The sequence below is a fragment of the Aeromonas sp. 61P genome (genome assembly GCF_051919545.1).
GTDB classification, from domain to species: domain Bacteria; phylum Pseudomonadota; class Gammaproteobacteria; order Enterobacterales; family Aeromonadaceae; genus Aeromonas; species Aeromonas veronii.
The window spans coordinates 531,416-554,809 of sequence record NZ_JBQBEL010000001.1; the positions used below are offsets into that span (position 1 = coordinate 531,416).

The 23,394-nt window shown below is 61.1% G+C and carries 15 protein-coding genes and 3 pseudogenes; 10 read left to right on the top strand and 8 right to left on the bottom strand.

The window, feature by feature from the left end; all coding sequences use genetic code 11:
* Window positions 1-3: 3 nt before the first annotated feature.
* From mglC to ACTG2O_RS02655, 5 genes are all read right to left on the bottom strand, one after another.
* A complete protein-coding gene (gene mglC, locus ACTG2O_RS02635) occupies window positions 4-1,014 on the bottom strand; it encodes a galactose/methyl galactoside ABC transporter permease MglC (protein WP_005342585.1) in 1,011 nt (336 codons plus the stop codon).
* Between the two features lie 16 nt (window positions 1,015-1,030).
* Window positions 1,031-2,551 (bottom strand): galactose/methyl galactoside ABC transporter ATP-binding protein MglA, encoded by a 1,521-nt coding sequence (mglA, locus tag ACTG2O_RS02640; protein WP_041234376.1) that lies wholly within the window; start codon window positions 2,549-2,551, stop codon window positions 1,031-1,033.
* 53 nt (window positions 2,552-2,604) lie between these two features.
* Window positions 2,605-3,591: a galactose/glucose ABC transporter substrate-binding protein MglB gene (gene mglB, locus ACTG2O_RS02645; protein WP_005340747.1), complete on the bottom strand. Its 987-nt coding sequence runs from the start codon at window positions 3,589-3,591 to the stop codon at window positions 2,605-2,607.
* 276 nt (window positions 3,592-3,867) lie between these two features.
* Window positions 3,868-6,927, bottom strand: coding sequence for a beta-galactosidase (locus ACTG2O_RS02650; RefSeq protein ID WP_421269027.1), 3,060 nt, complete (start codon window positions 6,925-6,927; stop codon window positions 3,868-3,870).
* Window positions 6,928-7,116: 189 nt separating this feature from the next.
* Window positions 7,117-8,124 carry a substrate-binding domain-containing protein gene (locus ACTG2O_RS02655; protein WP_041915397.1) on the bottom strand — a complete coding sequence of 336 codons (1,008 nt, stop codon included), beginning with the start codon at window positions 8,122-8,124 and terminating at the stop codon, window positions 7,117-7,119.
* 201 nt (window positions 8,125-8,325) lie between these two features.
* Between ACTG2O_RS02655 and galE the strand changes: the two are divergent.
* From galE to bacA, 5 genes and pseudogenes are all read left to right on the top strand, one after another.
* Window positions 8,326-9,338, top strand: a pseudogene (gene galE, locus ACTG2O_RS02660) (UDP-glucose 4-epimerase GalE).
* A gap of 60 nt (window positions 9,339-9,398) precedes the next feature.
* On the top strand, window positions 9,399-10,457 hold the full coding sequence (locus tag ACTG2O_RS02665; protein WP_421269026.1) for a UDP-glucose--hexose-1-phosphate uridylyltransferase: 1,059 nt from the start codon (window positions 9,399-9,401) through the stop codon (window positions 10,455-10,457).
* Window positions 10,454-11,602, top strand: coding sequence for a galactokinase (gene galK / locus ACTG2O_RS02670; RefSeq protein ID WP_216956716.1), 1,149 nt, complete (start codon window positions 10,454-10,456; stop codon window positions 11,600-11,602). The genes ACTG2O_RS02665 and galK overlap by 4 nt, the downstream gene beginning before the upstream one ends.
* Window positions 11,599-12,588 (top strand): galactose-1-epimerase, encoded by a 990-nt coding sequence (galM, locus tag ACTG2O_RS02675; RefSeq protein WP_058059579.1) that lies wholly within the window; start codon window positions 11,599-11,601, stop codon window positions 12,586-12,588. Before galK ends, galM begins: the two co-directional genes overlap by 4 nt.
* A 114-nt stretch (window positions 12,589-12,702) precedes the next feature.
* A pseudogene (gene bacA, locus ACTG2O_RS02680) lies at window positions 12,703-13,517 on the top strand (undecaprenyl-diphosphate phosphatase).
* 66 nt (window positions 13,518-13,583) lie between these two features.
* Here the strand turns inward: bacA and ACTG2O_RS02685 are convergent.
* From ACTG2O_RS02685 to ACTG2O_RS02695, 3 genes are all read right to left on the bottom strand, one after another.
* Window positions 13,584-14,279, bottom strand: coding sequence for a ChrR family anti-sigma-E factor (locus tag ACTG2O_RS02685; RefSeq protein WP_058059578.1), 696 nt, complete (start codon window positions 14,277-14,279; stop codon window positions 13,584-13,586).
* Window positions 14,272-14,841, bottom strand: a complete 570-nt coding sequence (locus tag ACTG2O_RS02690; protein ID WP_005355542.1) for a sigma-70 family RNA polymerase sigma factor — start codon at window positions 14,839-14,841, stop codon at window positions 14,272-14,274. Before ACTG2O_RS02690 ends, ACTG2O_RS02685 begins: the two co-directional genes overlap by 8 nt.
* Window positions 14,842-14,981: 140 nt before the next feature.
* The gene (locus tag ACTG2O_RS02695; protein ID WP_263085137.1) at window positions 14,982-15,548 is read right to left on the bottom strand and encodes an LON peptidase substrate-binding domain-containing protein; all 567 of its coding nucleotides are present in this window, start codon (window positions 15,546-15,548) and stop codon (window positions 14,982-14,984) included.
* Between the two features lie 310 nt (window positions 15,549-15,858).
* Between ACTG2O_RS02695 and argS the strand changes: the two genes are divergently transcribed.
* The 5 genes and pseudogenes from argS to nirB all read left to right on the top strand — a co-directional run bounded on the left by argS (window position 15,859) and on the right by nirB (window position 23,378).
* Window positions 15,859-17,604 (top strand): arginine--tRNA ligase, encoded by a 1,746-nt coding sequence (gene argS, locus ACTG2O_RS02700; protein WP_179902918.1) that lies wholly within the window; start codon window positions 15,859-15,861, stop codon window positions 17,602-17,604.
* 3 nt (window positions 17,605-17,607) lie between these two features.
* Window positions 17,608-18,453: an SPOR domain-containing protein gene (locus ACTG2O_RS02705; protein ID WP_005340771.1), complete on the top strand. Its 846-nt coding sequence runs from the start codon at window positions 17,608-17,610 to the stop codon at window positions 18,451-18,453.
* 187 nt (window positions 18,454-18,640) lie between these two features.
* On the top strand, window positions 18,641-19,174 hold the full coding sequence (hslV, locus tag ACTG2O_RS02710; RefSeq protein WP_005342555.1) for an ATP-dependent protease subunit HslV: 534 nt from the start codon (window positions 18,641-18,643) through the stop codon (window positions 19,172-19,174).
* Window positions 19,175-19,239: 65 nt separating this feature from the next.
* Entirely contained in the window at window positions 19,240-20,568 is a 1,329-nt protein-coding gene (gene hslU, locus ACTG2O_RS02715) for an HslU--HslV peptidase ATPase subunit (RefSeq protein ID WP_005340773.1), read from the top strand.
* A 264-nt stretch (window positions 20,569-20,832) separates the two neighbouring features.
* A pseudogene (nirB, locus tag ACTG2O_RS02720) lies at window positions 20,833-23,378 on the top strand (nitrite reductase large subunit NirB).
* Window positions 23,379-23,394 lie beyond the last annotated feature (16 nt).

A 23,394-nucleotide genomic window follows, 5' to 3' on the forward strand; every position in this document is an offset into this window, starting at 1 on the left:
TCGTTATTTCTTCTTGGCGTACTTCATGGAGTCCAAGGCCACCGCCAGAATGATGATGCCGCCCTTGATGATGAACTGCCAGTAAGGGCTGACGCCGATATAGGTCAAGCCATAGTTGATCAGGGTGAAGATAAGTACGCCGGTAATCACACCCGCGACCGTTCCCACCCCGCCAGCAAACGACACCCCGCCCACCACGCACGCCGCGATGGCATCCAGCTCGTACATGAAGCCGAGGTTGTTGGTGGCGCTACCGATCCGGCCCGCTTCCAGCATGCCACCGAAGGCGTAGAAGACCCCCGCCAGCGCATAGATCATCACCAGATTGACCGCCACGTTGACGCCGGAGACCTTGGCCGCCTCGGGGTTACCGCCGATGGCGAAGATGTTTTTGCCAAAGCGGGTCTTGTTCCACAGCACCCAGACAAAGACGCTGGCGATGGCCGCGTAGAAGGTGAGATAGGAGAGCTTGAATCCTCCTATCCGGATAAAGCCCTGCGCGAAGCTGGAGAAGCGGGGATCAAACCCGGCCACCGGCGAGGCCCCTACCGAGTCAAAGTAGAGGGAGTTGATACCGTAGACGATGATCATGGTGCCCAAGGTGGTAATGAACGGGGTAACGTTCAGGTAGGCCACAATGAGACCGTTGACCAGACCAATCAGCGCCCCCACCACACACACCAGCAGGATCACCGCAGGAATGGGCACCTCCCCCAACGTCGGGAACACCTTGTTGACGTTGGTCAGCGCCTGCAACATGGTTGCCGCGATGAGTGCCGCCAGACCGACCTGACGACCGGCCGAGAGATCCGTCCCCTGGGTGATGATGATGCCCGCCACCCCCAGCGCGATGATGACCCGCACCGAGGACTGGGTCAGGATGTTGCTGAAGTTGGTGAGGCTCAGGAAAGAGGGCTCCTGGATCACGATGACCATGAGCAGCACCAGCAGCACCAGATAGATGGCGTTTTCCTTGAGCGCCTGCATCAGATTGAAATTTTTAGCCGACTCCATAAATGTCTTCCTGTCTCTAGAGGTACAGAGATGCCAGGCGCAGTATCTCGCTCTGGTCAGTTTCTTTGGTATTGACGATCCCGGCGACCCGGCCATTGCTCATCACCATGATGCGGTCGGTGATCCCCAGCAATTCCGGCATCTCTGACGAGATGATGATGATCCCCTTGTCCTTCTTCGCCAGCTCCAGGATGAGCTGGTAGATCTCGAACTTCGCCCCGACGTCGATGCCGCGGGTGGGCTCGTCGAGCATCAGGATCTCCGGCTGGGTCAGCAGCCAGCGGCCGATGATCACCTTCTGCTGGTTGCCCCCGGAGAGGGAACCGATCTGGGTCTGCTGGGTCGGCGTCTTGACCCGCATGGAGTCGATCACCCACTGGGTATCGCTCTTCATCTTGTTGTCGCTGAGCAGCCCCATGGAGCCCTTGTAGCTGTCCATGTTGGCGATCAGGGAGTTGAAGGCGATATCGAGCCGGGAGTAGATACCGGTGGAGCGGCGCTCTTCCGTCACCAGCGCAAAGCCGTTGCGGATCGCTTCGTGGGCGTTGTGGTTGGCTACCTCTTTGCCGTGCAGCTTGATGCTGCCCTGACTGCGATCACGAATACCGAACAGGGTCTCGACGATGTCGGTGCGCTTGGCCCCCACCAGTCCGGCGATGCCGAGGATCTCCCCCTTGTGCAGGTTGAAAGTCACATCCTGAATGGAGGGCTGGTTCTTCGCCGTCAGGTGTTCGATCTCGAGGATCACCTCTTTCGGCTGGTTGGTCTTTTCCGGGAAGCGCTGGGTCAGTTCACGGCCGACCATCATCCCGATGATCTGATCCATGGTCATGCCCTTGAGCGGCTGGGTTGCCACCCACTGGCCATCCCGCAATATGGTGATCTCGTCACAGAGCTGGAAGATCTCCTCCATCTTGTGAGAGATGTAGACGATGCCGCACCCCTTCTCCTTCAACTTGTTGATGATCTTGAAGAGGTGGTTCACCTCTTTCTCGGTCAGGGAGGAGGTGGGTTCGTCCATGATGACGATCTTGGCATCGTAGGAGAACGCCTTGGCGATCTCGATCATCTGCATCTGGGAGACCGACAGGGTCGCGACCTTCACCTTGGGGTCGATGTCGATATCCAGCTCATCGAAGATGCGCTTGGTGTCGTCATACATCTTGCCGTGGTCGATAAACCACCCCTTGGTGGGGTAGCGGCCGAGCCACATATTGTCCATCACGGTACGCTGCAGCACCAGGTTGAGCTCCTGATGCACCATGGAGACGCCATTTTCCAGCGCCTCTTTGGAGGAGGTGAAGTTGATCTCCTGCCCCTTGAAGAAGATCTTGCCCTGATCCTTCTCGTAAATGCCGAACAGGCACTTGAGCAGTGTGGATTTTCCCGCTCCGTTTTCGCCCATCAACGCATGCACAGAATGAGGACGGACCCGTAAATTGACATTATCGAGTGCCTTGACGCCGGGAAAGCTCTTACTGACGTCAATCATCTCCAACAGCCATTCTGATTGTTGCTGTGTTGTCATATCAGCCATCACATCTGGTTGAAAAAAGGGCAAGGGGATCTCCCTTGCCCTGGAGGAGGGAATTACTCGAATTGGGACAGGTTGTCTTTATCCACACCGACGTAGGCAACACGTACTACCTTGTCGACGATATTCCACTTGGTGCCTTCACCGGCCGGTTTGCCTTCAGCCAGATTCTTGGTCAGCTCGAAGGTGGCTTTGGCCTGGTTGGCCGCATCGTTCAGCACGGTACCCGCCATGGCACCGCTCTTGACCATGGCCAACGCTTCCGGCAGCGCATCGACGCCGAATACCGGAATGGCAGTCTTGCCCTGGGCTTTCAGTGATTCGACCGCGCCCATTGCCATGCCGTCGTTGTTGGCGATGACCACTTCGATCTTGTTGGCGTTGGGGCCGGAGATCCAGGCGTCCATCTTGTCTTTCGCCATGGCGGTATCCCACATACCGGTATCCATGTGCAGTTGCTCGGTCTTGACGCCGCCATCGTTCAGGGTCTTGACCACGTAGGAGGTACGCGCTTCGGCATCCGGGTGGCCCGGCTCCCCTTTCAACAGCACGAACTGGATCACGCCATCCTTGTTCAGATCCCACTCCGGATGGGCTTTCCAGTGTTTGGCAATCAGCTGACCCTGGATGATCCCTGACTCCTTGGAGTCGGTACCCACGTAGTAGGCCTTGTCGTAGCTGGCCAGATCGGTAGCGCTCGGCTCCTTGTTGTAGAAGACCACCGGGATATCTTCGCCACGGGCTTTCTCAATCACCACCGGGGCCGCAGCCGGGTCAACCAGGTTGATGGCCAGCGCCTTCACCCCTTTGGCCAGCAGCACGTCGATCTGGTCGTTCTGCTTGGACTGGTCGTTCTGGGAGTCGTTCATCAGCAGCTCCACCCCCGGAGTGGCTGCCGCCTCCTTCTCGATGGCCTTGCGCACGACCGCCATGAAGTTGTCGTCGTACTTGTAGACGGTTACCCCGATACGAGTGTCAGCCTGGGCATTAGCTCCAGCCATCATGCCCATCAGCAGGGCGGCAACTGTGGTCAGTTTTTTCATTATGTGTGCTCCGATGTGTCTATCTGTGTTGTAGGGTGGCGAGCAATTGAGCAAGCGCCAATCAATGTAATCAGTTTGTTGTCATTTCTTCTGTGATCATGACGACAAAATGAAAACGTTTACACTCTGTTACATTGAAACTTTATATTTATTTTTCAAATACATATAAATAAAAATCAGATTTGAGACTCAATCTTTCCCACAGCATTGAGGCTAGTCGTTACTGGTCTGTTGTCAAAATGGCGCACTGGCTCGACAGTCGTCTCAATAGCTGGCTTAACGGAGAGTGCAGCTCCAACGGTAACGACGCTCGAGCAGTTGATACTCGGGACGCACGCTCTGGCTCCAGGAGTCATCGCCACCCACCCCCATGTGGGCGCCATCGAGGCAGACCCACAGCCCTGCTTCGGCCACCAGATCGCTCTGGTGACGAGCAGCGGCCAGCTGTTGCTGACTGAAGCGGCTGGCACTGAAATGGAAGCTGCCGTTCACCGTTGTGCTGCCCAGCTGCAGCTGACGGGTATCGCAGCGCAAACCGTTGTCACTCGGGAAAATGTAAGGGGTGTGCATGGCCTCCAGCGGCAGGCTCCAGCGACCAAGATCGGCGCCCAGCAGACGATCCGGATAGTTCTCGTGCGGCCCACGCCCAAGCCATTCGACTCGCGCCGGTACCTCGGCCAGATGAAGCAGCAGACCGATCCGCGGCAGCGACGGCAGCACCTGTGCCAGCTCAGTTTCTATCTCCAGGCTCATGGCGCCATCGTCGGTAAAGCGGTGATGCCAGTGACTCACCAGCAGCGGCTCATCGTGGTGGAAGTAACCATGGCTGACCCGGATATCCCCTCCGGCGACCGCAATCCCCAGACAGCGGTGCTGCCACTGGCCGAGACCACACACCTGCCAACGGGCAATCCAGGAGTTGGGGTCGGCGTGATCCGCTTCGCTGGTGCCGATGTCGTTGTCGAGCGGCGCCCGGTAGAAGTGATCCATGATCGGCGCCAGCAGCTGCTCCTGCCCCGATCTTTGCCAACTGGTGATGCGGCCGCTCTGCTTGTCGAGCCGCCACTGACTGTTTGCGGTGGTGACCAACCAGCCATCCGGCTGCTCGCTCAGGGTGGCGGCAGCGACGGGAGCAGGCAGAGCAAGGGGGGTCGGCAGGGTGAACTGCTGACGGGCGACCTTGTGATCCGCCTGCGACCATAGGGTAGCCTGGGGCTGAACGATGGCCAGATCGAGCCAGGCCAGTGAGCCTGCCGCAAAGGGAGGCAGTGTCTCGCTCAGGGTCAACTCGACCACTCCCTGTGGCGCCAGCTCAAGGGAGAACTCCCCCTGCTGCTGCACATGACCGTTCTCGCACAGCTGCCAGCAAAGCCGCTCGTTATCGGTGGAGCGGAACAGGTATTCGCTCTCGAGCCGCACCCGCAGCGGTGTGTGCTCAAGCAGGGTGAAGCGGAACGGCTGCTGGGCACGTTTTGCCTCGAACAGGGTGGGATGGGGGGTGCGATCCGGGAACAGCAGACCGTTGCAGCAGAACTGGCGATCGTTTTGCACATCACCGAAGTCGCCGCCATAGCCCCAGTAGTGGCGGCCATCTGCGGTGTATTTGTCGAGCCCCTGATCGACCCAATCCCAGACAAACCCGCCTTGCAGACGTGGATGATCGCGAAACGCCTGCCAATAGTGGGCGTAGCCCCCCAGACTGTTGCCCATGGCGTGGGCATATTCGCAGAGGATCAGCGGTCGGTGCTCGCCGGGCAGGCCAATCCACTTGGCCAGCGCCCACTTGGGCACCGCCGGGAAGGGTTGATCCTGATGGGTTCTGGCATACATGGGGCAGATGATGTCGGTGGCCGGGGTATCGGCCCCGCCCCCCTCGTACTGCACCGGACGGCTCGGGTCGCTGCGCTTGATCCAGCCATACATGGCATCGTGGGCCGGGCCGTAACCCGACTCGTTGCCGAGCGACCAGATGATGATCGAGGGGTGGTTGAAATCCCGCGCCACCATGCGGGTCGCCCGCTCCAGAAAGGCATTGCTCCAGGCGGGATCCCGCGCCAGCCGCCCCATCGGGGTCATGCCGTGGGTCTCCAGATTCGCCTCGTCCACCACATAGAGACCGAGCCGATCGCAAAGGCGATAGAAGTCGGGGTGGTTGGGATAGTGGGAGCAGCGCACCGCATTGAAGTTGTGGCGCTTTATCAGCAGCAGATCCCGCTCCATGGTGGCACGATCGATGGCATAACCCCTGGCGGGGTGGTGTTCATGGCGGTTGGCACCGCGAACAAGCAGCGGCTGACCATTGACCCGCAGCAGGCCGCCACGGATCTCCACCACCCGAAAGCCCACATCACATGCCTCACTCTCGATAGCCTGGCCCTGCTCGTCCAGCAGGGTCAGGGTCAGACGATAGAGATGGGGCGTCTCGGCGCTCCACTTGCGCGGCGCAGCCACGTCGAGCGAGAACTCTGCGCGATCGTCATACGCCCCTTTTTCATCAATGGCTTGGGTGCCGATCGGCTGGCGCAGGGTCGCGACGCGCTCGCCGCCGTCATAGAGATTGGCCTCTACCGAGAGGCCAGCCCCATTGGCGACCTGCAGGGCAATCTTGAGACGGCCATCCCGATAGCAGGTATCCAGCTCGGGGGTGACCCGGATATCCATCAGATGACGGGACGGTTTGTGCAGCAGGCTGACGGAGCGGAAGATCCCCGCCAGCCACCACATATCCTGATCTTCCAGATAGGAGCCGTCGGACCAGCGCAGCACCAGCACCGCCAGCCGATTGTGACCGGTGTGCAGATAAGGAGTCAGATCGAATTCGGCGGGCAGGCGGCTGTCCTGGGAGTAGCCGACCCAGCGGCCGTTGCAGAAGAGGTAGAAGGCACTGCTCACCCCGTCGAAGATGATCCGGCTCTGGCCGCTTACCAGCCAGTCGGCGGGCAGTTCGAACTCGCGGGAGTAGCAGCCAGTAGGATTGTCTGCCGGCACCCGGGGCGGATCGCAGGGAAAGGGGTATTTGATATTGGTGTAGATGGGGCCATCGGTGAGCGGCCGCGCAGCCGGATAGGCGGCATCCAGCTGCCAGTTACCCGGCACGGTAATGGGGCAAACATCCACCAGATCCTGCGCCAGCCAACTCTCGGGCACCCGCTCGGGAGCGGCAAAGAAGGAGAAACGCCACTCGCCATCGAGCAAGAGACGGGAGGAAGAGGCCAGATCACCCCTGGCATCCGCTTCGCTGCGCCAGCTGAACATGGGGGTATGGGCAGCCAGCCGGTTTACCGACGTAATGGCCTGAGTCTGCCAATCCTGACGCGCCACTATCTCCCTGAGCATTCACTCTCTCCCTGCTGATTGGAAAACCTATTCAGTCTAGAGAAGTATGACGCAGGGAACGGCGATCTCGCTCACACAGATGTAAACGATTACACTGATTTTGTTAAGTAAAGCGGAGTAAAAATGATTAAAAATAGGTAAAACAATAACTGTGCAAGAAACGGCCCCAAACAGGGCCACAAAAGGGGGCTATCCGGCCCGAACCGGTGCCACCGAGTGGCGATTGATCAGGGTGGGGGTATAGATCCGGCTCTGGGTCGCGTCACTCTCCCCCGCCGCCAGCTGAATGGCCAGCTTGGCCGCCTGGGCCGCCATCAGCTCGATGGGATAGCGCATGGTGGAGAGCTTGGGGCGCAAATATCTGGCATAGATGATGTCATCGAAGCCCACCACCGATACCTCCTCCGGCACTCGCAGGCCGTTGTCCGCCAGCACTGAGATGGCGCCAGCCGCCATGGCATCGTTATAAGCCACCACGGCGGTCACCTTGAGCCCCTTGGCCAGCAGGTTGAGCATGGCGCGCTCCCCCCCCTCCTCGTTCGGGGTGCCACTCTCGATAAGCTCGGGATCGGCTGCCAGACCAGCCTCCATCAGCCCATCCTGATACCCCTGCAGACGCAAGGTGGCATCCTCGATGGCGTGATCCGAGCTGATAAAGGCGATATGGCGGTGGCCCAGTTCGATCAGGTGGCGAGTCGCCGTAGCGGCCCCCAGCCGGTTGTTGAGGGCGATGCAGCGCCCCTTGAGGGCCGGAATATCGCGGTTGATCAGCACCATGCCGGGCACCCGCATGGCGTAATCGTAAAGTTCCTCGTCGCTCAGCGCCTTGCTATGCACCACCAGCGCCTCACAGCGCTTGCCGATCAGCAGCTCGATCGCTTCACGCTCCTGACGCGCCTTGTGAAAACCGTTACCCATCAGCAGGTGGAGGTTCTGCTCGACGGCGATGCCGGAGACCCCCTTCACCAGCGCACCGAAGAAGGGATCGGCCACGTCACCGACCACCACCCCCATGGTGTCGCAAGTCTGACTGACCAGTGCCCGCGCGTTGGCGTTGGGGGTGTAGCCCAGTTCAGCCATGGCCTTCTGCACCACTTCGCGAGACGCGGCGCTGGCCTTGGGGGAGTTGTTCATCACCCGTGAAACCGTTGCCACCGACACATTGGCCAAACGGGCGACATCCTTGATGGTGCTCATGCTGTTTTCACTTCTTTCACTGTGCAATAGAGCGCCATTATACCCAGCAAACCCATTGAAAACAGGGGTGAAACGTATATCTGCCGTCAGGATGACCATAAAAACAGTGTAATCGTTTACACTGTTTTGCAAGCAAGCTCACAGTTTGGTCGCCACACCCTCGGCTAGACTCCTTCCAGACACTTTTCAGTGGAGAGCAAGATGAACGTTCTGGTCACCGGCGGTTGCGGATATATCGGCAGCCACACCTGTCTGGCCCTGCAAGCGGCAGGCATGAATCCCGTGGTGGTCGACAACTCGGCAACAGCAAACGCAGCGTGCTGGCCCGAGTCGCTGCCATCAGCGGCCAGCAACCCCTGTTCTATCAAGGGGATATTCGCGATGCGGCCCTGCTGGACCGGATCTTCGCCGAGCAGCATATCGATGCAGTGATCCACTTTGCCGCCCTCAAGGCGGTCGGCGAGTCGACCCGCATTCCACTGGATTACTACGAGAACAACCTCGGCGGCACCCTCACCCTGCTGCAGGCGATGAAGCGGGCCAATGTGCACAATCTGGTGTTCAGCTCCTCGGCCACCGTCTATGGCGATCCCGCCAGCCTGCCGATCCGCGAGGATTTCCCTCGTAGCGCCACCAACCCCTACGGACGATCCAAGCTGATCATCGAGGAGATCCTCGAAGATCTGCAACTGGCCGAGCCCCACTGGAGCATGACCCTGCTGCGCTACTTCAATCCGGTCGGCGCCCACGAATCGGGCACCATGGGGGAAGACCCGCAAGGGATCCCCAACAATCTCATGCCATTTTTAACCCAGGTGGCCATTGGCCGTCGCGACTGCTTGTCTGTCTTTGGAAACGATTACCCCACCCCGGACGGCACCGGCGTGCGCGACTACATCCATGTAATGGATCTCGCCGAAGGGCACGTCAAGGCGCTGCACCACTGCGCCGGCAAGGGTGGCGTGCACACCTACAACCTGGGCACCGGCCAGGGCCAGAGCGTGTTGCAGCTGGTCGCCGCTTTCTCTGCTGCCTGTGGCAAGCCGTTGCCATTTCGCATCGAGCCGCGTCGCCCGGGCGATATCGCCGCCTGCTGGGCCGATCCGGCCAAGGCGCAGCGTGAACTGGGCTGGCAGGCGACCCGCAACATCGACGCCATGTGCGCCGACAGCTGGCGCTGGCAATCCGCCAATCCGAACGGTTACGAGGAGTAGGCCTGCCTGCTCCCTGTTAATAGACGACCCTATTTTTCAATACCTTATTCAGGAGAGATGATGTTCAACCCCATCGATCATCCCCATCGCCGCTTCAACCCGCTGACCGGCCAGTATGTGCTGGTCTCCCCCCATCGGGCCAAACGCCCCTGGCAGGGACAGGTGGAGAAGGTGAGTCAGGCCCCCAAACAGGCACACGATCCCGACTGTTTCCTCTGCGCGGGCAACACCCGGGTCACCGGCGACATCAACCCCGACTATCAGGGCACCTTCGTTTTTACCAACGACTTCGCCGCCCTGATGCAGGATACCCCGGCCGCCGATAGCGCCAGCGATCCCCTGCTGAAACTGGAGGCCGCCCGCGGCACCAGCCGGGTCATCTGCTTCTCGCCGGATCACGGCAAGACCCTGCCCGAGCTGCAGCTACCCGCCATCGAGGGGGTGATCACCACCTGGATGGATCAGGTCGCCGAGTTGTCGGCCCAGTGGGAGTGGGTGCAGGTATTTGAAAACAAAGGGGCCGTCATGGGCTGCTCCAACCCGCACCCCCACGGCCAGATCTGGGGCAGCGACTTCCTGCCCAACGAGATCGCCCGCGAAGAGCAGCACCAGCGTGACTGGCTGGCCGAGCATGGCCGCCCCATGCTGCTGGAGTATGTGGAGCGGGAGCTGGCGGATCGCTCTCGCATCGTGGTAGAGACCGAGCACTGGCTTGCCATCGTCCCCTTCTGGGCCGCCTGGCCGTTCGAAACCCTGCTGCTGCCCAAGGCGCACGTCCCCTCCATGCTCAATCTGACCAAGGCCCAGCAACAGGATCTGGCGGTGGCGCTCAAGGAGCTCACCAGCCGCTACGACAACCTGTTCGAGTGCAGCTTCCCCTACTCCATGGGCTGGCACTTTGCACCGCCCAAATCGGATTGCCCCGAGGCGTGGCAACTGCATGCCCACTTCTATCCGCCGCTGCTGCGCTCCGCCACCGTGCGCAAATTTATGGTCGGCTTCGAGATGCTGGCCGAAACCCAGCGCGACCTTACACCCGAGCAGGCTGCCGAGCGGCTGCGTGCCCTGAGCCCCGTTCACTACACCCAGACCAGCCACACCAATGAGGAGGCCCTATGACCCCCAGCCAACGCGTCAGCACCGTTTTTGCCGAGCAATTTGCCAAAGCGCCCGATCTGCTGGTACGCGCCCCCGGCCGCGTCAACCTCATCGGTGAACATACCGACTACAACGACGGCTTCGTGCTGCCCTGCGCCATCGACTACGAGACCTGCGTTGCCATCGGCCTGCGCGATGACCGACAAGTGCAGGTGATCGCCGCCGACTACGACAACCAGCGCGACCAGTTCGACCTCGACCAGCCCATCGAGCACCACCCCAGCCAACGCTGGAGCGACTACATCCGCGGCGTGGTGAAGTATCTGCAGGAGCGCGGTTATGCCCTGCGCGGCCTCGATCTGGTGGTCTCCGGCAACGTGCCGCAGGGGGCGGGGCTCTCCTCCTCTGCCTCGCTGGAAGTGGCCATCGGTCAGGCCTTCAAGGAGGCGCTGGGGCTCGACATCAGCCAGGCCGAGATCGCCCTCAACGGTCAGCAGGCGGAGAACAAGTTCGTCGGCTGCAACTGCGGCATCATGGATCAGATGATCTCCGCCAGCGGCAAAACCGATCATGCCCTGCTGCTCGACTGCCGCTCGCTGGAGACCCGCCTCATCCCGATGCCCAGCGATCTGGCGGTGCTGATAGTCAACTCCAACGTGCGCCGGGGTCTGGTGGACAGCGAATACAACACCCGCCGTCAGCAGTGCGAGACCGCCGCCCGTCACTACGGGGTCAAGGCGCTGCGCGACCTCGATCTGACCGGACTGGAAGCGGGCAAGGCCGGGCTGGATGATGCTTGCTACCGCCGTGCCCGCCACATCGTCGGTGAAAACGCCCGCACCCTGGCGGCGGCCGATGCACTGGCGAGCCACGATTTGACCCGTCTCGGCGAGCTGATGGCCGAGTCGCACGCCGCCATGCGCGATGACTTCGAGATCACAGTGCCCGCCATCGACGGTCTGGTGGAGATCATCAAGGCCAGGATCGGCACAGATGGCGGCGTGCGGATGACCGGCGGCGGCTTCGGCGGCTGCGTGGTCGCCCTGCTGCGCCCGGAGAAAGTGGCCGAGGTGATCGCCGCGGTTGAAGCCGAGTATCCGACCCGCTTCGGCCTCAAGGCTGACTGCTACGTCTGCTCTGCCAGCGCCGGTGCAGGCAAGCTATGAGCAGCGCCATGACGCCATTCGAGCTGGAAAACGAGGAGGGGCTGCGCCTGCGCGGCCTCGATTTCGGCGCCACCCTCACCTCCCTCACCCTGCCGGTGGCGGGCAAACGGCGTGAAGTGCTGCTGGGCTGTGCCGACGACACCTATCCCACCCAGCAGGTGTGGCTGGGCGCGGTGGCAGGACGCTTTGCCAACCGCATCGGCGGTGCCGAGCTGGTGCGTGATGGACAGCGCTGGCCGCTGAATGCCAATCAGGCACCCAACTGTCTGCACGGCGGGCAGGCTGGCTTTCATCGCCAGCGCTGGCAAATCAGGGAGCTGGAGGCGGATCGGGTCAAGCTGGCGTTGCTCTCCCGGGCGGGGGATCAGGGCTTTCCCGGCAATCTGCGGGTCACCCTGGAGTACCGGCTGGAGCGGAGCGATCTGGTGGTCGATTTTGTGGCCAGCACAGATGCAGCGACCCCGGTCAGCCTTACCAGCCACGCCTACTTCAATCTCGATGGGCAAACCGATGGCGAAGATGTCCGTGACCACCTCATCAGCATCAATGCCGACCACTTCCTGCCGACCGACCCGATCGGTTTGCCGATCGCCATCACTCCGGTGGAGGGGCCATTCGATCTGCGCCGCGAGCGCCTGATTGGCCAGGATTGGCTGAACCATCCCCAGCAGCAACAGGCCAAGGGGTACGATCATGCGTTTCTGCTCAACGGCCCGACATCAGAATGGGCCGCTCGGATAGTCTCTGGCGACAAGCAGCTGGCGATGGAGGTCTATACCAACCAGCCCTCGCTACAGTTCTACACCGGAAACTGGCTGGCCAATACCCCGAACCGCAGCGGCCTGTCGCACCGGGATCACGACGGCTTCTGTCTTGAGGCGCAACAGCTACCGGACAGCCCCAATCGCCCCGAGCTAGGCAACCCCTGGCTGCTGCCTGGCGAGCGTTATCACCACCAGACTCGCTACCGCTTTATCCGCGACTGACTTAAAGGTTTCATGATTTTTACATAGCCTCAGCAGTCACTATCGAGCAAGATAAGCCGCCCCGAGACCCTCCCGGGGCGTTTTACATCAACGAAGTTAAGGATTGTTTGTTCGATGACTGACACTTATAGCCTGCTGGTCGCCTTTATTCTGGGCGTCGTCGAGGGGCTGACCGAGTTCCTCCCCGTCTCCTCCACCGGCCACATGATTATCGTCGGCCATCTGCTGGGCTTTGAAGGGCCCAAGGCTGCCACTTTCGAAGTGGTGATCCAGCTTGGCTCCATCCTCGCCGTGGTCGCCGTCTTCTGGCGTCGCCTGTTTGGCCTGATTGGCATCCACTTTGGCCAGAAGCCGTCCCGGGATCACGCCACCCTGTCGCTGGTACATGTCATCCTCGGCATGATGCCCGCCATCGTGGTCGGTCTGGCCATCCACAGCTGGATCAAGGCCAACCTGTTTGGCCCACAAACCGTAATGTACGCGCTGGTCGCGGGGGGCATCCTGCTGATCATCGCCGAGAAGTTCCGCCCGGCCGTCACAGCAGAAACCCTGGATGACATCAGCTACAAGCAGGCGTTCGGCATCGGTCTGTTCCAGTGTCTGGCCCTGTGGCCCGGCTTCTCCCGCTCCGGCGCCACCATCAGTGGTGGCATGCTGATGGGGATCAGCCGTCACGCCGCCGCCGAGTTCTCCTTCATCATGGCGGTGCCCATGATGGTGGCGGCCAGCGGGCTTGATCTCTACAAGAGCCGCGATTTCCTCTCGATGGCCGACTTCCCGATGTTTGCAGTGGGCTTTATCACCGCCTTCGTGGTAGCGATGTTTGCGATCAAACCTTCCTGACATTGATACGCCGCATCGACTTTATCCCGTTCGCCATCTACCGCTTTATCGTGGCATTCGCCGTCTATCTGGTGTTTGTCGCCTGACCGGCAACCAGCAATCAAATGAAAAAAGGGACCAATCTGGTCCCTTTTTCTATGGCGTCATAGTGCTCAGTAGAGGTGCTGGCTGATGCCATTCAGCAGCCGCGACAGCCCCTTGGTGAACTGCACCGGCGCATCCTGCACCGTGTAGCAAAGGCAGCCATCGGGCGTATGCGGGCTATGGGAGTGGCTGGCATCGCGCCAGATGAAATCTCCCGCCTTGTAAAGGGTATCGCCATCCTGAATATTGCCAGCCAGCAGCAGAGTCAGTTCATAGCCCTGATGGGTGTGCTCGGGGATGCGGCCGCCCGCTTCGATATGGAGCAAGCTGGCGCGCGCCCCCATCTCGTCCAGCGGCAAACTATGCTGACGAATGGCCCCGATATGGCGCCACTTGGGCGAACGATAGCGGGCCAGCACCCGTGGCAAACGGTAGGCGTGACCTGCCACCTCCAGCTCACCGTGCTGCGTTCGGGGCTGGTCATGTGTTGGCTCGGAGAGGGGCTCTGCCAGCGGCTGGGCCAGAATATCCGCCAGCATGGCGTCGAATCCGGCGTCCAGCGCCACGTCATCGCGGGAGTCCAGCTCGGGCTCCGCTGGCGAGGCAAGATATTGTTGCGCCAGCTCCTCTTCGAATGTCTTCAGTCGGGCAGCACAATCGGGGCAGAGTTCGCAGTGGGCGGAGAGTCCTACCGCCAGCGGCAGAGGGAGCTCGTCGGCGGCAAAGGCACGCAGCATAGGGTCGGTCGGATGGGCTTTAATCATGGCCTTGCTCCACTTGCTCTTTCAATTTCTGTAACGCCAGTCTGAGGCGGGACTTGATGGTACCGAGCGGCACGCCAAGGCGCTCCGCCAGCTCCTGCTGGGAGAACTCCTGCAGATAGATGCCGCGCACCACCTGCTGTTGCGGCTCCGGCAGGGTACCCAGATAGTGGGCCATCTGACGAGTCAGCACCGCATCTTCCCCGCCGCTCAGATGCTCCTCTTCGGCCTGAAACTCCAGCACGGGCCACAGCTCCTCGGCACAGAGATCCTCCTTGCTGGCGCGACGACGACGCAGCATGTCGAAGCACTGGTTGCGCATCACGGTGTAGATCCAGGTGGTCGGCGCCCCCTTCTCGGGGTGGTAGAGGCGCGCCTTTTGCCACACCAGCAGCATGGTCTCCTGCACCAGCTCCATGGCGTTGGCTTCGCTGCCGAGGTGGCGCAGGCCGTAGCTGCGAATGCGCGGCGCAAAGTGTTGGAACAGGCGGGCAAAAGCAGCCTTGTCGGCCTGCTCTGCCACCCTGATCAGCAGAGATTTGAGGTCGCCATCCGGGTTATCCATCACGGGCGAGGTCCTGCGTATGGTCGAGTGTGGTTGGCCAGTATATGCCATTGCGCCATCCCTTTGGTGTGCTGTCGAACATGCTGTGGTGATGACTGGTACGGCGCTGCGGCGCTGGCGGATCAGCGGGTCAGAAAAAATCAGTGGCTGGCCACCAGTACCCCCTTGAGCAGGGCGATGGCGGGCTGATTGTCGGCGGCGGCCAGCAGCAGTTGTTTCTGTTCGGGGGGGATCGGCAGCACCTCCAGCCAGCGCTGGGCCACCCAGTTGCCATCGTCCCAGCGAGGGGCGGGATAGAGGGCGGCGTAGTCGGGATAGTCGGCAAACACCTCCCGCAGCGCATCAACCAGTGGTTGCTGATCGGGATGGAGCCGGCGGGGCGGCCAGGCCGTCAGCGGCGTCACCTCGCCGATACGCAGGCCATCCTGCTCCTGCCACAGATCCTCTATCTGCACCCGCTCCACCCCCTGCACCGTGATCCCCAGCATGCCGTCCGGCAGCCGGTCGAAATCGATGATGGTGACCCGGGTGGCGATGGGCAGCATGTTGCGCAGGGCGTCGGGCTGGCGAGGGTCCACCATGCAGAGGGCAAAGCCGGACTCCCCCGCCTCGGCGATCATCCGCTGGTATCTCGGTTCGAAGATCCGCAGCGGCATGACACCGCCTGGCAGCAGGTGGGCAGATAGGGGAAACAGCGCCAGTCGCATCGCAAACTCCTCGGTTGGGAACCTCTGTTGATACGCCGGGCCAGAGGGAGGAGATCATTCCCGTCAGCGGAAAGGAAAAACCCTTAACAATCAGGGGAAAATAGCCTGGACAAGCCGCTTCGATATGCAGTAGAAATGGATAAGCACCGTAATTTCCGCCCAATATTCTGGAATATGGCGCTAAACGCAGTGAAATATCCGCCCGACAGCGAGCGGCGGGTCATCCCTATAGTTTTCTCGGGCCGATGCGGGTAAAATTCACGCCCTTATATATCAGTCATTTTTCGACGCGCAACCTTGGTGGTCAGTTATGAAAGAGCATATTCATCATCTACTTGAACAAACGGTAGCCAATCTCAAGTCAGCAGGCGTCCTGCCGGCGGACCTGGAAGCCCGCGTGCAAGTAGACCGATGCAAGGAAAAAGCTCACGGCGACCTGGCTACCAACCTGGCCATGCTGCTGGCCAAACCGGCCCGCAAGAATCCCCGTGAGCTGGCGGCGGCCATCATCGAGCACCTGCCCGCCTCCGACCTGATCGCCAAGGTCGAGATCGCCGGCCCCGGCTTCATCAACTTCTTCTTCGACCAGCGCTGGCTGGCCGGTCAGGTCGAGGCCATGGTGACCTCTGCCAACGCCAACGTACGGTTGCCCGCGCCACAAACCGTGGTGGTGGACTACTCTGCCCCCAACGTGGCCAAAGAGATGGCGGTGCACCACATCCGCTCCACCGTACTCGGTGACGTGGCCGCGCGCGCGCTGGAATTCCTCGGCCACAAAGTGATCCGTGCCAACCACATCGGTGACTGGGGTACCCAGTTCGGCATGCTGATCGCCTATCTGGAGAAGATGTCCAACGAACACGCCAGTGACATGGCGCTCAAGGATCTGGAAGCCTTCTACACCCAGGCCAAGCGTTGCTACGACGAAGACGAAGCCTTCGCCGAGCGCGCCCGTAACTACGTGGTCAAGCTGCAGGGCGGCGACGAGTACTGCCGTACCATGTGGAAGAAGCTGGTCGACATGACCATGGAACAGAACCAGATCAACTACGACCGCCTGAATGTCTCCCTGACCAACAAGGACATCATGGGCGAGTCCATGTACAACGACATGCTGCCGGAGATCGTTGCAGACCTGAAAGCCAAGGGGCTGGCGGTCGAGAGCGAAGGCGCCACCGTTGTCTTCCTGGACGAGTTCAAGAACAAGGATGGCGAGGCCATGGGCGTCATCATCCAGAAGAGCGATGGCGGTTTCCTCTACACCACCACCGACATCGCCTGTGCCAAATACCGTTACGAGACGCTGGGCGCCGACCGTGTCATGTACTTCATCGACTCCCGTCAGCACCAGCACCTGATGCAGGCCTGGACCATCACCCGCAAGGCGGGTTATGTGCCGGAATCCGTGCCGCTCGAGCACCACGCCTTCGGCATGATGCTGGGCAAGGATGGCCGTCCCTACAAGACCCGCTCCGGTGGCACCGTCAAGCTGGTTGATCTGCTGAACGAAGCGGAAGAGCGCGCCGCCGCCCTGCTGGAGAGCCGCAACAGCGACCTCTCTGCCGAAGAGAAGGCCAATGTGGTCAATGCCATCGCCATGGGCGCAGTCAAGTATGCGGATCTCTCCAAGAACCGTACTACCGACTACATCTTCGACTGGGATCTGATGCTCTCCTTTGAAGGCAACACTGCCCCTTACCTGCAGTACGCCTACACCCGTATCCAGTCCATCTTCCGCAAGGCCAACATCGATGCCGAGGCGCTGACCGGCAACGTGACTCTGAACGAAGAGGCCGAAGAGGTGCTGGCCCAGAAACTGATCCAGTTCTCCGACGCGGTCAACGGCGTGGCCGACAAAGGGATGCCGCACCTGCTCTGTACCTACCTGTACGAGTTGTCCGGCAACTTCATGACCTTCTATGAAGCCTGCCCGATCAACAAGGATGGCGTGGACGAAGCAACCCGTCAGAGCCGTCTGCTGCTGTGCGCCGCCACCGCCAAGGTGCTGAAACTGGGCCTCGGCGTACTGGGCATCCATACCCTGGAGCGCATGTAATAGATGGCAACCCGGGATTATGTCGGCAGCCGCCCGCGACGTCGGGCGGGTGGCCGCAATACCAAGAAAGCGGCCCCTCGCCGCTTTCCTGTTATTCCAGTGCTGCTGGTCGTGGCACTGCTGGCAGGCTTTGGTGGCTTCCTTTACATGATCAATGGCAAGGGCAACGACGCCCCCACCATTGAGGAGCAGGTAAAGGCCAACAAGCCAAAAGCGCAGAATAACGGGCTGCCTCAGGAGAAGTGGAGCTACATCGAACGGCTTGAGAACAAGCAGGTCGATATCATAGAGCCGCCGACCCAGCCGGGTGTGCTGCCGCCACCACCGGCAGATACCATGACCCTGCAACCGGAAAAACTGCCACAGCCGGTGCCGACCGACATTCCCCAACCGGGAACACCTATCGGCCAGCCCAAGCCCTATCAGCCCAATCCGGCGACCACCCCTTCCACCTCGGGTGCACCGGTTGCCAGCGCGCAAGAGCAGGTGATCGACCGCAAGGCTGAACGGGAACGGATGGAGCGGGAGATCCGTGCTGAGCTGGAACGGGAACGCGCCGAAGCGGCCAAGGCCAAAGCGGCCACTCCGCCAGCCCAGACCGCAGCCGCCGACAGCGGTCGCTACATGATGCAGTGCGCCGCCCTGCGCTCGCAGGATTCCGCAGAGTCGCTCAAGGCGCGTATCGCCTTCACCGCCGGCCTCTCTTCCAGCCTGCAGGTGATCAATGGCGCCAACGGCACCGTCTACAAGGTGATGGTGGGCCCCTTCAACGGCAAGGCGGCCGCCGACGCGGCCAACAGCAAGCTGCAGAGCTCCGGCATCAGCGGCTGCATTCCCAAGAAAGGGTAATCCGCTTACCGATGACGCAGGGCCGAGTGGCAACACCCGGCCCTGTTCTTTTGGTGTCACTCGCACCCACGCTCTTTACTACCCCGTTTATCCCGACCAAAGGCAGGGTTGAAAAGCCCGTTTGCCATCCCCATCTTTCTTGCCATGCACAGTCAGGCCGTCATTCGGCTCAAGCGAGGTAAGTAAAGTGACTACCATAGTTTCAGTTCGCCGCAACGGTCAGGTCGTCATCGGTGGCGATGGCCAGGTCTCTCTTGGCAACACCGTCATGAAGGGCAACGCCCGCAAGGTTCATCGTCTCTATAACGGCAAGGTGCTGGCCGGTTTCGCTGGCGGTACCGCCGACGCCTTCACCCTGCTCGAGCGTTTCGAAGCAAAACTGCAGGCCCATCAGGGTAATCTGGAGCGCGCCGCCGTGGCGCTGGCCAAAGATTGGCGCACCGATCGCGCCCTGCGCCGCCTCGAAGCGCTGCTGGCCGTGGCCGACGAACACAAATCCTTCATCATCACCGGCAACGGTGACGTGGTGCAACCGGAGCACGATCTCATCGCCATCGGCAGCGGCGGCAACTTCGCCCAGTCCGCCGCCATCGCGCTGCTGGAAAACACCGAGCTGGATGCCAGGACCATTGTCGAGAAGTCCCTCAAGATTGCGGGCGACATCTGCGTCTTCACCAACGGCAACCACACCATCGAAGTGCTGGACTACGCTGCCAAGTAAGGCCGCCAGCCAACCCAATTTCCCAAGGGGTGGGCACTGCCCACCCCGGATACAGGAACACCATCATGTCCGAGATGACCCCGAGAGAAATCGTCCACGAGCTGGACAGACACATCATTGGTCAGGCCGATGCCAAGCGCGCCGTTGCCGTTGCCCTGCGCAACCGCTGGCGCCGGATGCAACTCAACGAAGAGATGCGCCATGAAGTAACCCCGAAAAACATCCTGATGATCGGCCCGACCGGTGTAGGCAAGACCGAAATCGCCCGTCGTCTGGCCAAGCTGGCCAACGCCCCCTTCATCAAGGTGGAAGCGACCAAGTTCACCGAAGTGGGCTATGTCGGCAAGGAAGTGGACAGCATCATCCGCGATCTGACCGATGCCGCCATCAAGCTGGTGCGCGAAACCGAGATGGAGAAGATGAAATACCGCGCCGAGGAAGCCGCCGAAGAGCGCATCCTCGACGCTCTGCTGCCCAACCCGCGCAACACCTGGGGTGAGGAAGAGAAAGCCGACAACTCCAACACCCGCCAGATCTTCCGCAAGAAACTGCGGGAAGGTCAGCTGGATGACAAAGAGATCGAGCTGGAGCTCTCCGCCTCCCCGATGGGCGTCGAAATCATGACCCCGCCGGGCATGGAAGAGATGGCCAACCAGCTGCAGGGGCTGTTCCAGAACCTGGGTCAGAACCAGAAGAAGAAGCGCAAGATCAAGGTCAAAGAGGCCATGAAGGCGCTGATCGAAGAGGAAGCGGCCCGTCTGGTCAATCCGGAAGAGCTGAAGCAGAAAGCGATCGCAGCGGTCGAGAACAACGGCATCGTCTTCCTCGACGAGATCGACAAGATCTGTAAGCGCGGCGAGAGCTCGGGCCCCGATGTCTCCCGTGAAGGGGTTCAGCGCGACCTGCTGCCGCTGGTTGAAGGTTGCACCGTCAACACCAAGCACGGCATGGTCAAGACCGACCACATCCTGTTTGTCGCCTCCGGCGCCTTCCAGATCGCCAAGCCGTCCGATCTCATCCCCGAGCTGCAGGGTCGTCTGCCGATCCGGGTCGAGCTGACCGCGCTGACCACCGATGACTTCGAGCGCATCCTGACCGAACCGAACGCCTCCCTGACCGATCAGTACAAGGCGCTGATGGCCACCGAGGGGGTCAATATCGAGTTCACCAAGGATGGCATCCGCCGTCTGGCCGAAGCGGCCTGGCAGGTCAACGAGCGTACCGAGAACATCGGAGCCCGTCGTCTGCACACCGTGATGGAGCGTCTGATGGAAGATATCTCCTACGATGCCTCCGAGAAGTCCGGCGAGACCTTTGTCATCGACACCGACTACGTCAACGCTCATCTCGGTGCGCTTGTCGAGGATGAGGATCTGAGCCGCTTTATTCTGTAAGCGCAGTTCTGTTTGTAAAAAAACGCCTCCAGAAATGGGGGCGTTTTGCATTTTAAGCCCCAGCCCCCTTCTCTCTATGTCCCACTCACACCCAGCACCAAAACTCTCAACTGGTATACCTATTTTTGTATATCTTTGAATTTTATCGAATTACCCCTGACGAGATATATAAATAGACACTTGATTTGCATCAATTGCCCGCCCCGACTGACTGGGTAGCCTAGCCCCAGAATGATGTTTTATTACTCCAAACTAGAGGCAATCATGAGCAAAGTCAGACTGGTCGTTGTGGGCAACGGCATGGTGGGGCACCGCTTCATCGAAGAGTTGATCGAGCGGGCCGAGCCGGCCGCTACGAGATCACCGTCTTCGGTGCAGAACCCCGTCCCGCCTACGATCGCGTCCATCTCTCCTCCTACTTCTCCCATCACACCAGCGAAGATCTCTCCCTCGTCAAACCCGGTTTCTACGACAAGCACGGCATCCGCCTGCTGCTCAGCGAAGCGGTGAAAAAAATCGACAGGGCCAACCGCGAAGTGCACTCCAACAAGGGCACTGTGGTCGGGTACGACAAGCTGGTGCTGGCCACCGGCTCCTACCCCTGGGTGCCGCCCATTGCGGGCAGTCAGCACCACGAGTGCTTCGTCTACCGCACCATCGAGGATCTGAAAGCCATCCGCAGCGCCGCCAGGAGTGGCAAGAGCGGGGTGGTGATCGGGGGCGGCCTGCTTGGCCTCGAAGCGGCCGGTGCCCTCAAGGCGCTGGGTCTCGAGACCCACGTGGTTGAATTTGCCCCTGTGCTGATGGCCGAGCAGCTCGACGGTCAGGGCGGCCAGCTGCTGCGCCGCAAGATCGAATCCATGGGGGTGCAGGTACACACCAGCAAGAGCACCAGCGAGATCCTGATGCACGGCGGCGAACAGGCGAAACACCGCCTCGCCTTCGCCGACGGCAGCCAGCTGGAAGTGGACGTGGTGGTCTTCTCCACCGGCATTCGTCCGCAAGATACGTTGGGCCGTTACGGTGATCTCGCCATCGCCGAGCGCGGCGGCATCGTCATCGACGATCACTGCCTCACCTCCGACCCCGACATCTACGCCATCGGCGAGTGCGCCGCCTGGCAGGGCCGCTTCTTCGGGTTGGTAGCGCCGGGCTACAAGATGGCCCAGATCACCGTCGACCATCTGCTCGGCGGCGACAGCCGCTTCGAAGGGGCGGACATGAGCGCCAAGCTCAAGCTGCTCGGCGTCTCCGTCGGCTCCATCGGTGATGCCCATGGCCGCACCCCGGGCAGCCACAGCTATGTGTTCCAGGACGATCAGGCTGGCGTCTACAAGAAGATCGTGGTGAGCGAAGACAACAGCCGCCTACTCGGCGCCGTGCTGGTGGGCGACGTGGACGATTACGGCAACCTGCTGCAGATGATGCTCAACGCCCTGCCGCTGCCGAGCCACCCGGATACCCTGATCCTGCCCGCCTACGCCGGTGCCAAGCCGACGCTGGGGGTGGATGCCCTGCCGGAGAGCGCCCAGATCTGCTCCTGCTTCGACGTCTCCAAGGGCGACATCGCTCAGGCGGTGGCCGAGGGTCACACCACCCTGGCCGCCATCAAGCAGCACACCAAGGCCGGTACCGGCTGCGGCGGCTGCGTGCCGCTCATCAGTCAGGTGCTCAACGCCGAACTGGTGAAGCAGGGCATCGAGGTCAACAACCACCTCTGCGCCCACTTCCAACACTCCCGTCAGGAGCTGTTCCATCTGGTCAAGGTGGAGGGGATCAAGAGCTTCGACGAACTGCTGGCCAAACATGGCCAAGGCTATGGCTGCGAGGTGTGCAAACCGACCGTAGGTTCCATCCTCGCCTCCTGCTGGAACGAGCATGTGCTGAGCCCGCGCAACATCCCGCTGCAGGACACCAACGACATCTTCCTCGGCAACATGCAGAAGGACGGCAGCTACTCCGTCATCCCGCGCATGGCCGGTGGCGAAGTGACTCCGGAGGGGCTGCTGGCGGTGGCCGAAGTGGCCCGCGACTACAAGCTCTACACCAAGATCACCGGCGCCCAGCGCATCGGCCTGTTCGGGGCCCAGAAGGATGATCTGCCCGCCATCTGGCGCAAGCTGCTGGCGGCCGGTTTCGAGACCGGTCAGGCCTACGCCAAGGCGCTGCGCATGGCCAAGACCTGTGTCGGCAGCACCTGGTGCCGCTTCGGCGTACAGGACAGCGTCGGCCTCGGGGTCTTCCTCGAAAACCGCTACAAGGGCATTCGCACCCCGCACAAGATGAAGTTCGGCGTCTCTGGCTGTACCCGTGAATGTGCGGAAGCGCAGGGCAAGGACGTCGGCATCATCGCCACCGACGCGGGCTGGAACCTCTATGTGGGCGGCAACGGCGGCATGAAGCCGCGCCACGCCGACCTGCTGGCTTCTGACCTTGACCGCGAAACCCTCATCAAGCTGATCGACCGCTTTATGATGTTCTACGTCACCAGCGCCGACAAACTGCAGCGCACATCGGTCTGGCTCGGCAATCTGGAAGGGGGTGTCGACTACCTGCGCGAGGTGATCGTCGACGACAAGCTGGGGCTGGCCGACACGCTGGAGCGCGATATCCAGACCCTGATCGACAGCTACGAGTGCGAATGGTCGCGCACCCTCAATGAAGAGGAGGCGCTCAAGCGCTTCAGCCACTTCATCAACAGCGACAAGCGCGATCCGGACGTTCAGTTCGTCGCCGAGCGCGACCAGCACCGACCGGCGACCCCGGCCGAGCGCATCCCCGTCTACCAGATCGAGGTGGAGACCAAATGATGAAACTTGCCTGCCA

Coding starts and splice junctions, on each gene's coding strand:
- mglC (WP_005342585.1), bottom strand. CDS start 1,014: ATGGAGTCGGCTAAAAATTTCAATCTGATGCAGGCGCTCAAGGAAAAC.
- mglA (WP_041234376.1), bottom strand. CDS start 2,551: ATGGCTGATATGACAACACAGCAACAATCAGAATGGCTGTTGGAGATG.
- mglB (WP_005340747.1), bottom strand. CDS start 3,591: ATGAAAAAACTGACCACAGTTGCCGCCCTGCTGATGGGCATGATGGCT.
- ACTG2O_RS02650 (WP_421269027.1), bottom strand. CDS start 6,927: ATGCTCAGGGAGATAGTGGCGCGTCAGGATTGGCAGACTCAGGCCATT.
- ACTG2O_RS02655 (WP_041915397.1), bottom strand. CDS start 8,124: ATGAGCACCATCAAGGATGTCGCCCGTTTGGCCAATGTGTCGGTGGCA.
- ACTG2O_RS02665 (WP_421269026.1), top strand. CDS start 9,399: ATGTTCAACCCCATCGATCATCCCCATCGCCGCTTCAACCCGCTGACC.
- galK (WP_216956716.1), top strand. CDS start 10,454: ATGACCCCCAGCCAACGCGTCAGCACCGTTTTTGCCGAGCAATTTGCC.
- galM (WP_058059579.1), top strand. CDS start 11,599: ATGAGCAGCGCCATGACGCCATTCGAGCTGGAAAACGAGGAGGGGCTG.
- ACTG2O_RS02685 (WP_058059578.1), bottom strand. CDS start 14,279: ATGATTAAAGCCCATCCGACCGACCCTATGCTGCGTGCCTTTGCCGCC.
- ACTG2O_RS02690 (WP_005355542.1), bottom strand. CDS start 14,841: ATGGATAACCCGGATGGCGACCTCAAATCTCTGCTGATCAGGGTGGCA.
- ACTG2O_RS02695 (WP_263085137.1), bottom strand. CDS start 15,548: ATGCGACTGGCGCTGTTTCCCCTATCTGCCCACCTGCTGCCAGGCGGT.
- argS (WP_179902918.1), top strand. CDS start 15,859: ATGAAAGAGCATATTCATCATCTACTTGAACAAACGGTAGCCAATCTC.
- ACTG2O_RS02705 (WP_005340771.1), top strand. CDS start 17,608: ATGGCAACCCGGGATTATGTCGGCAGCCGCCCGCGACGTCGGGCGGGT.
- hslU (WP_005340773.1), top strand. CDS start 19,240: ATGTCCGAGATGACCCCGAGAGAAATCGTCCACGAGCTGGACAGACAC.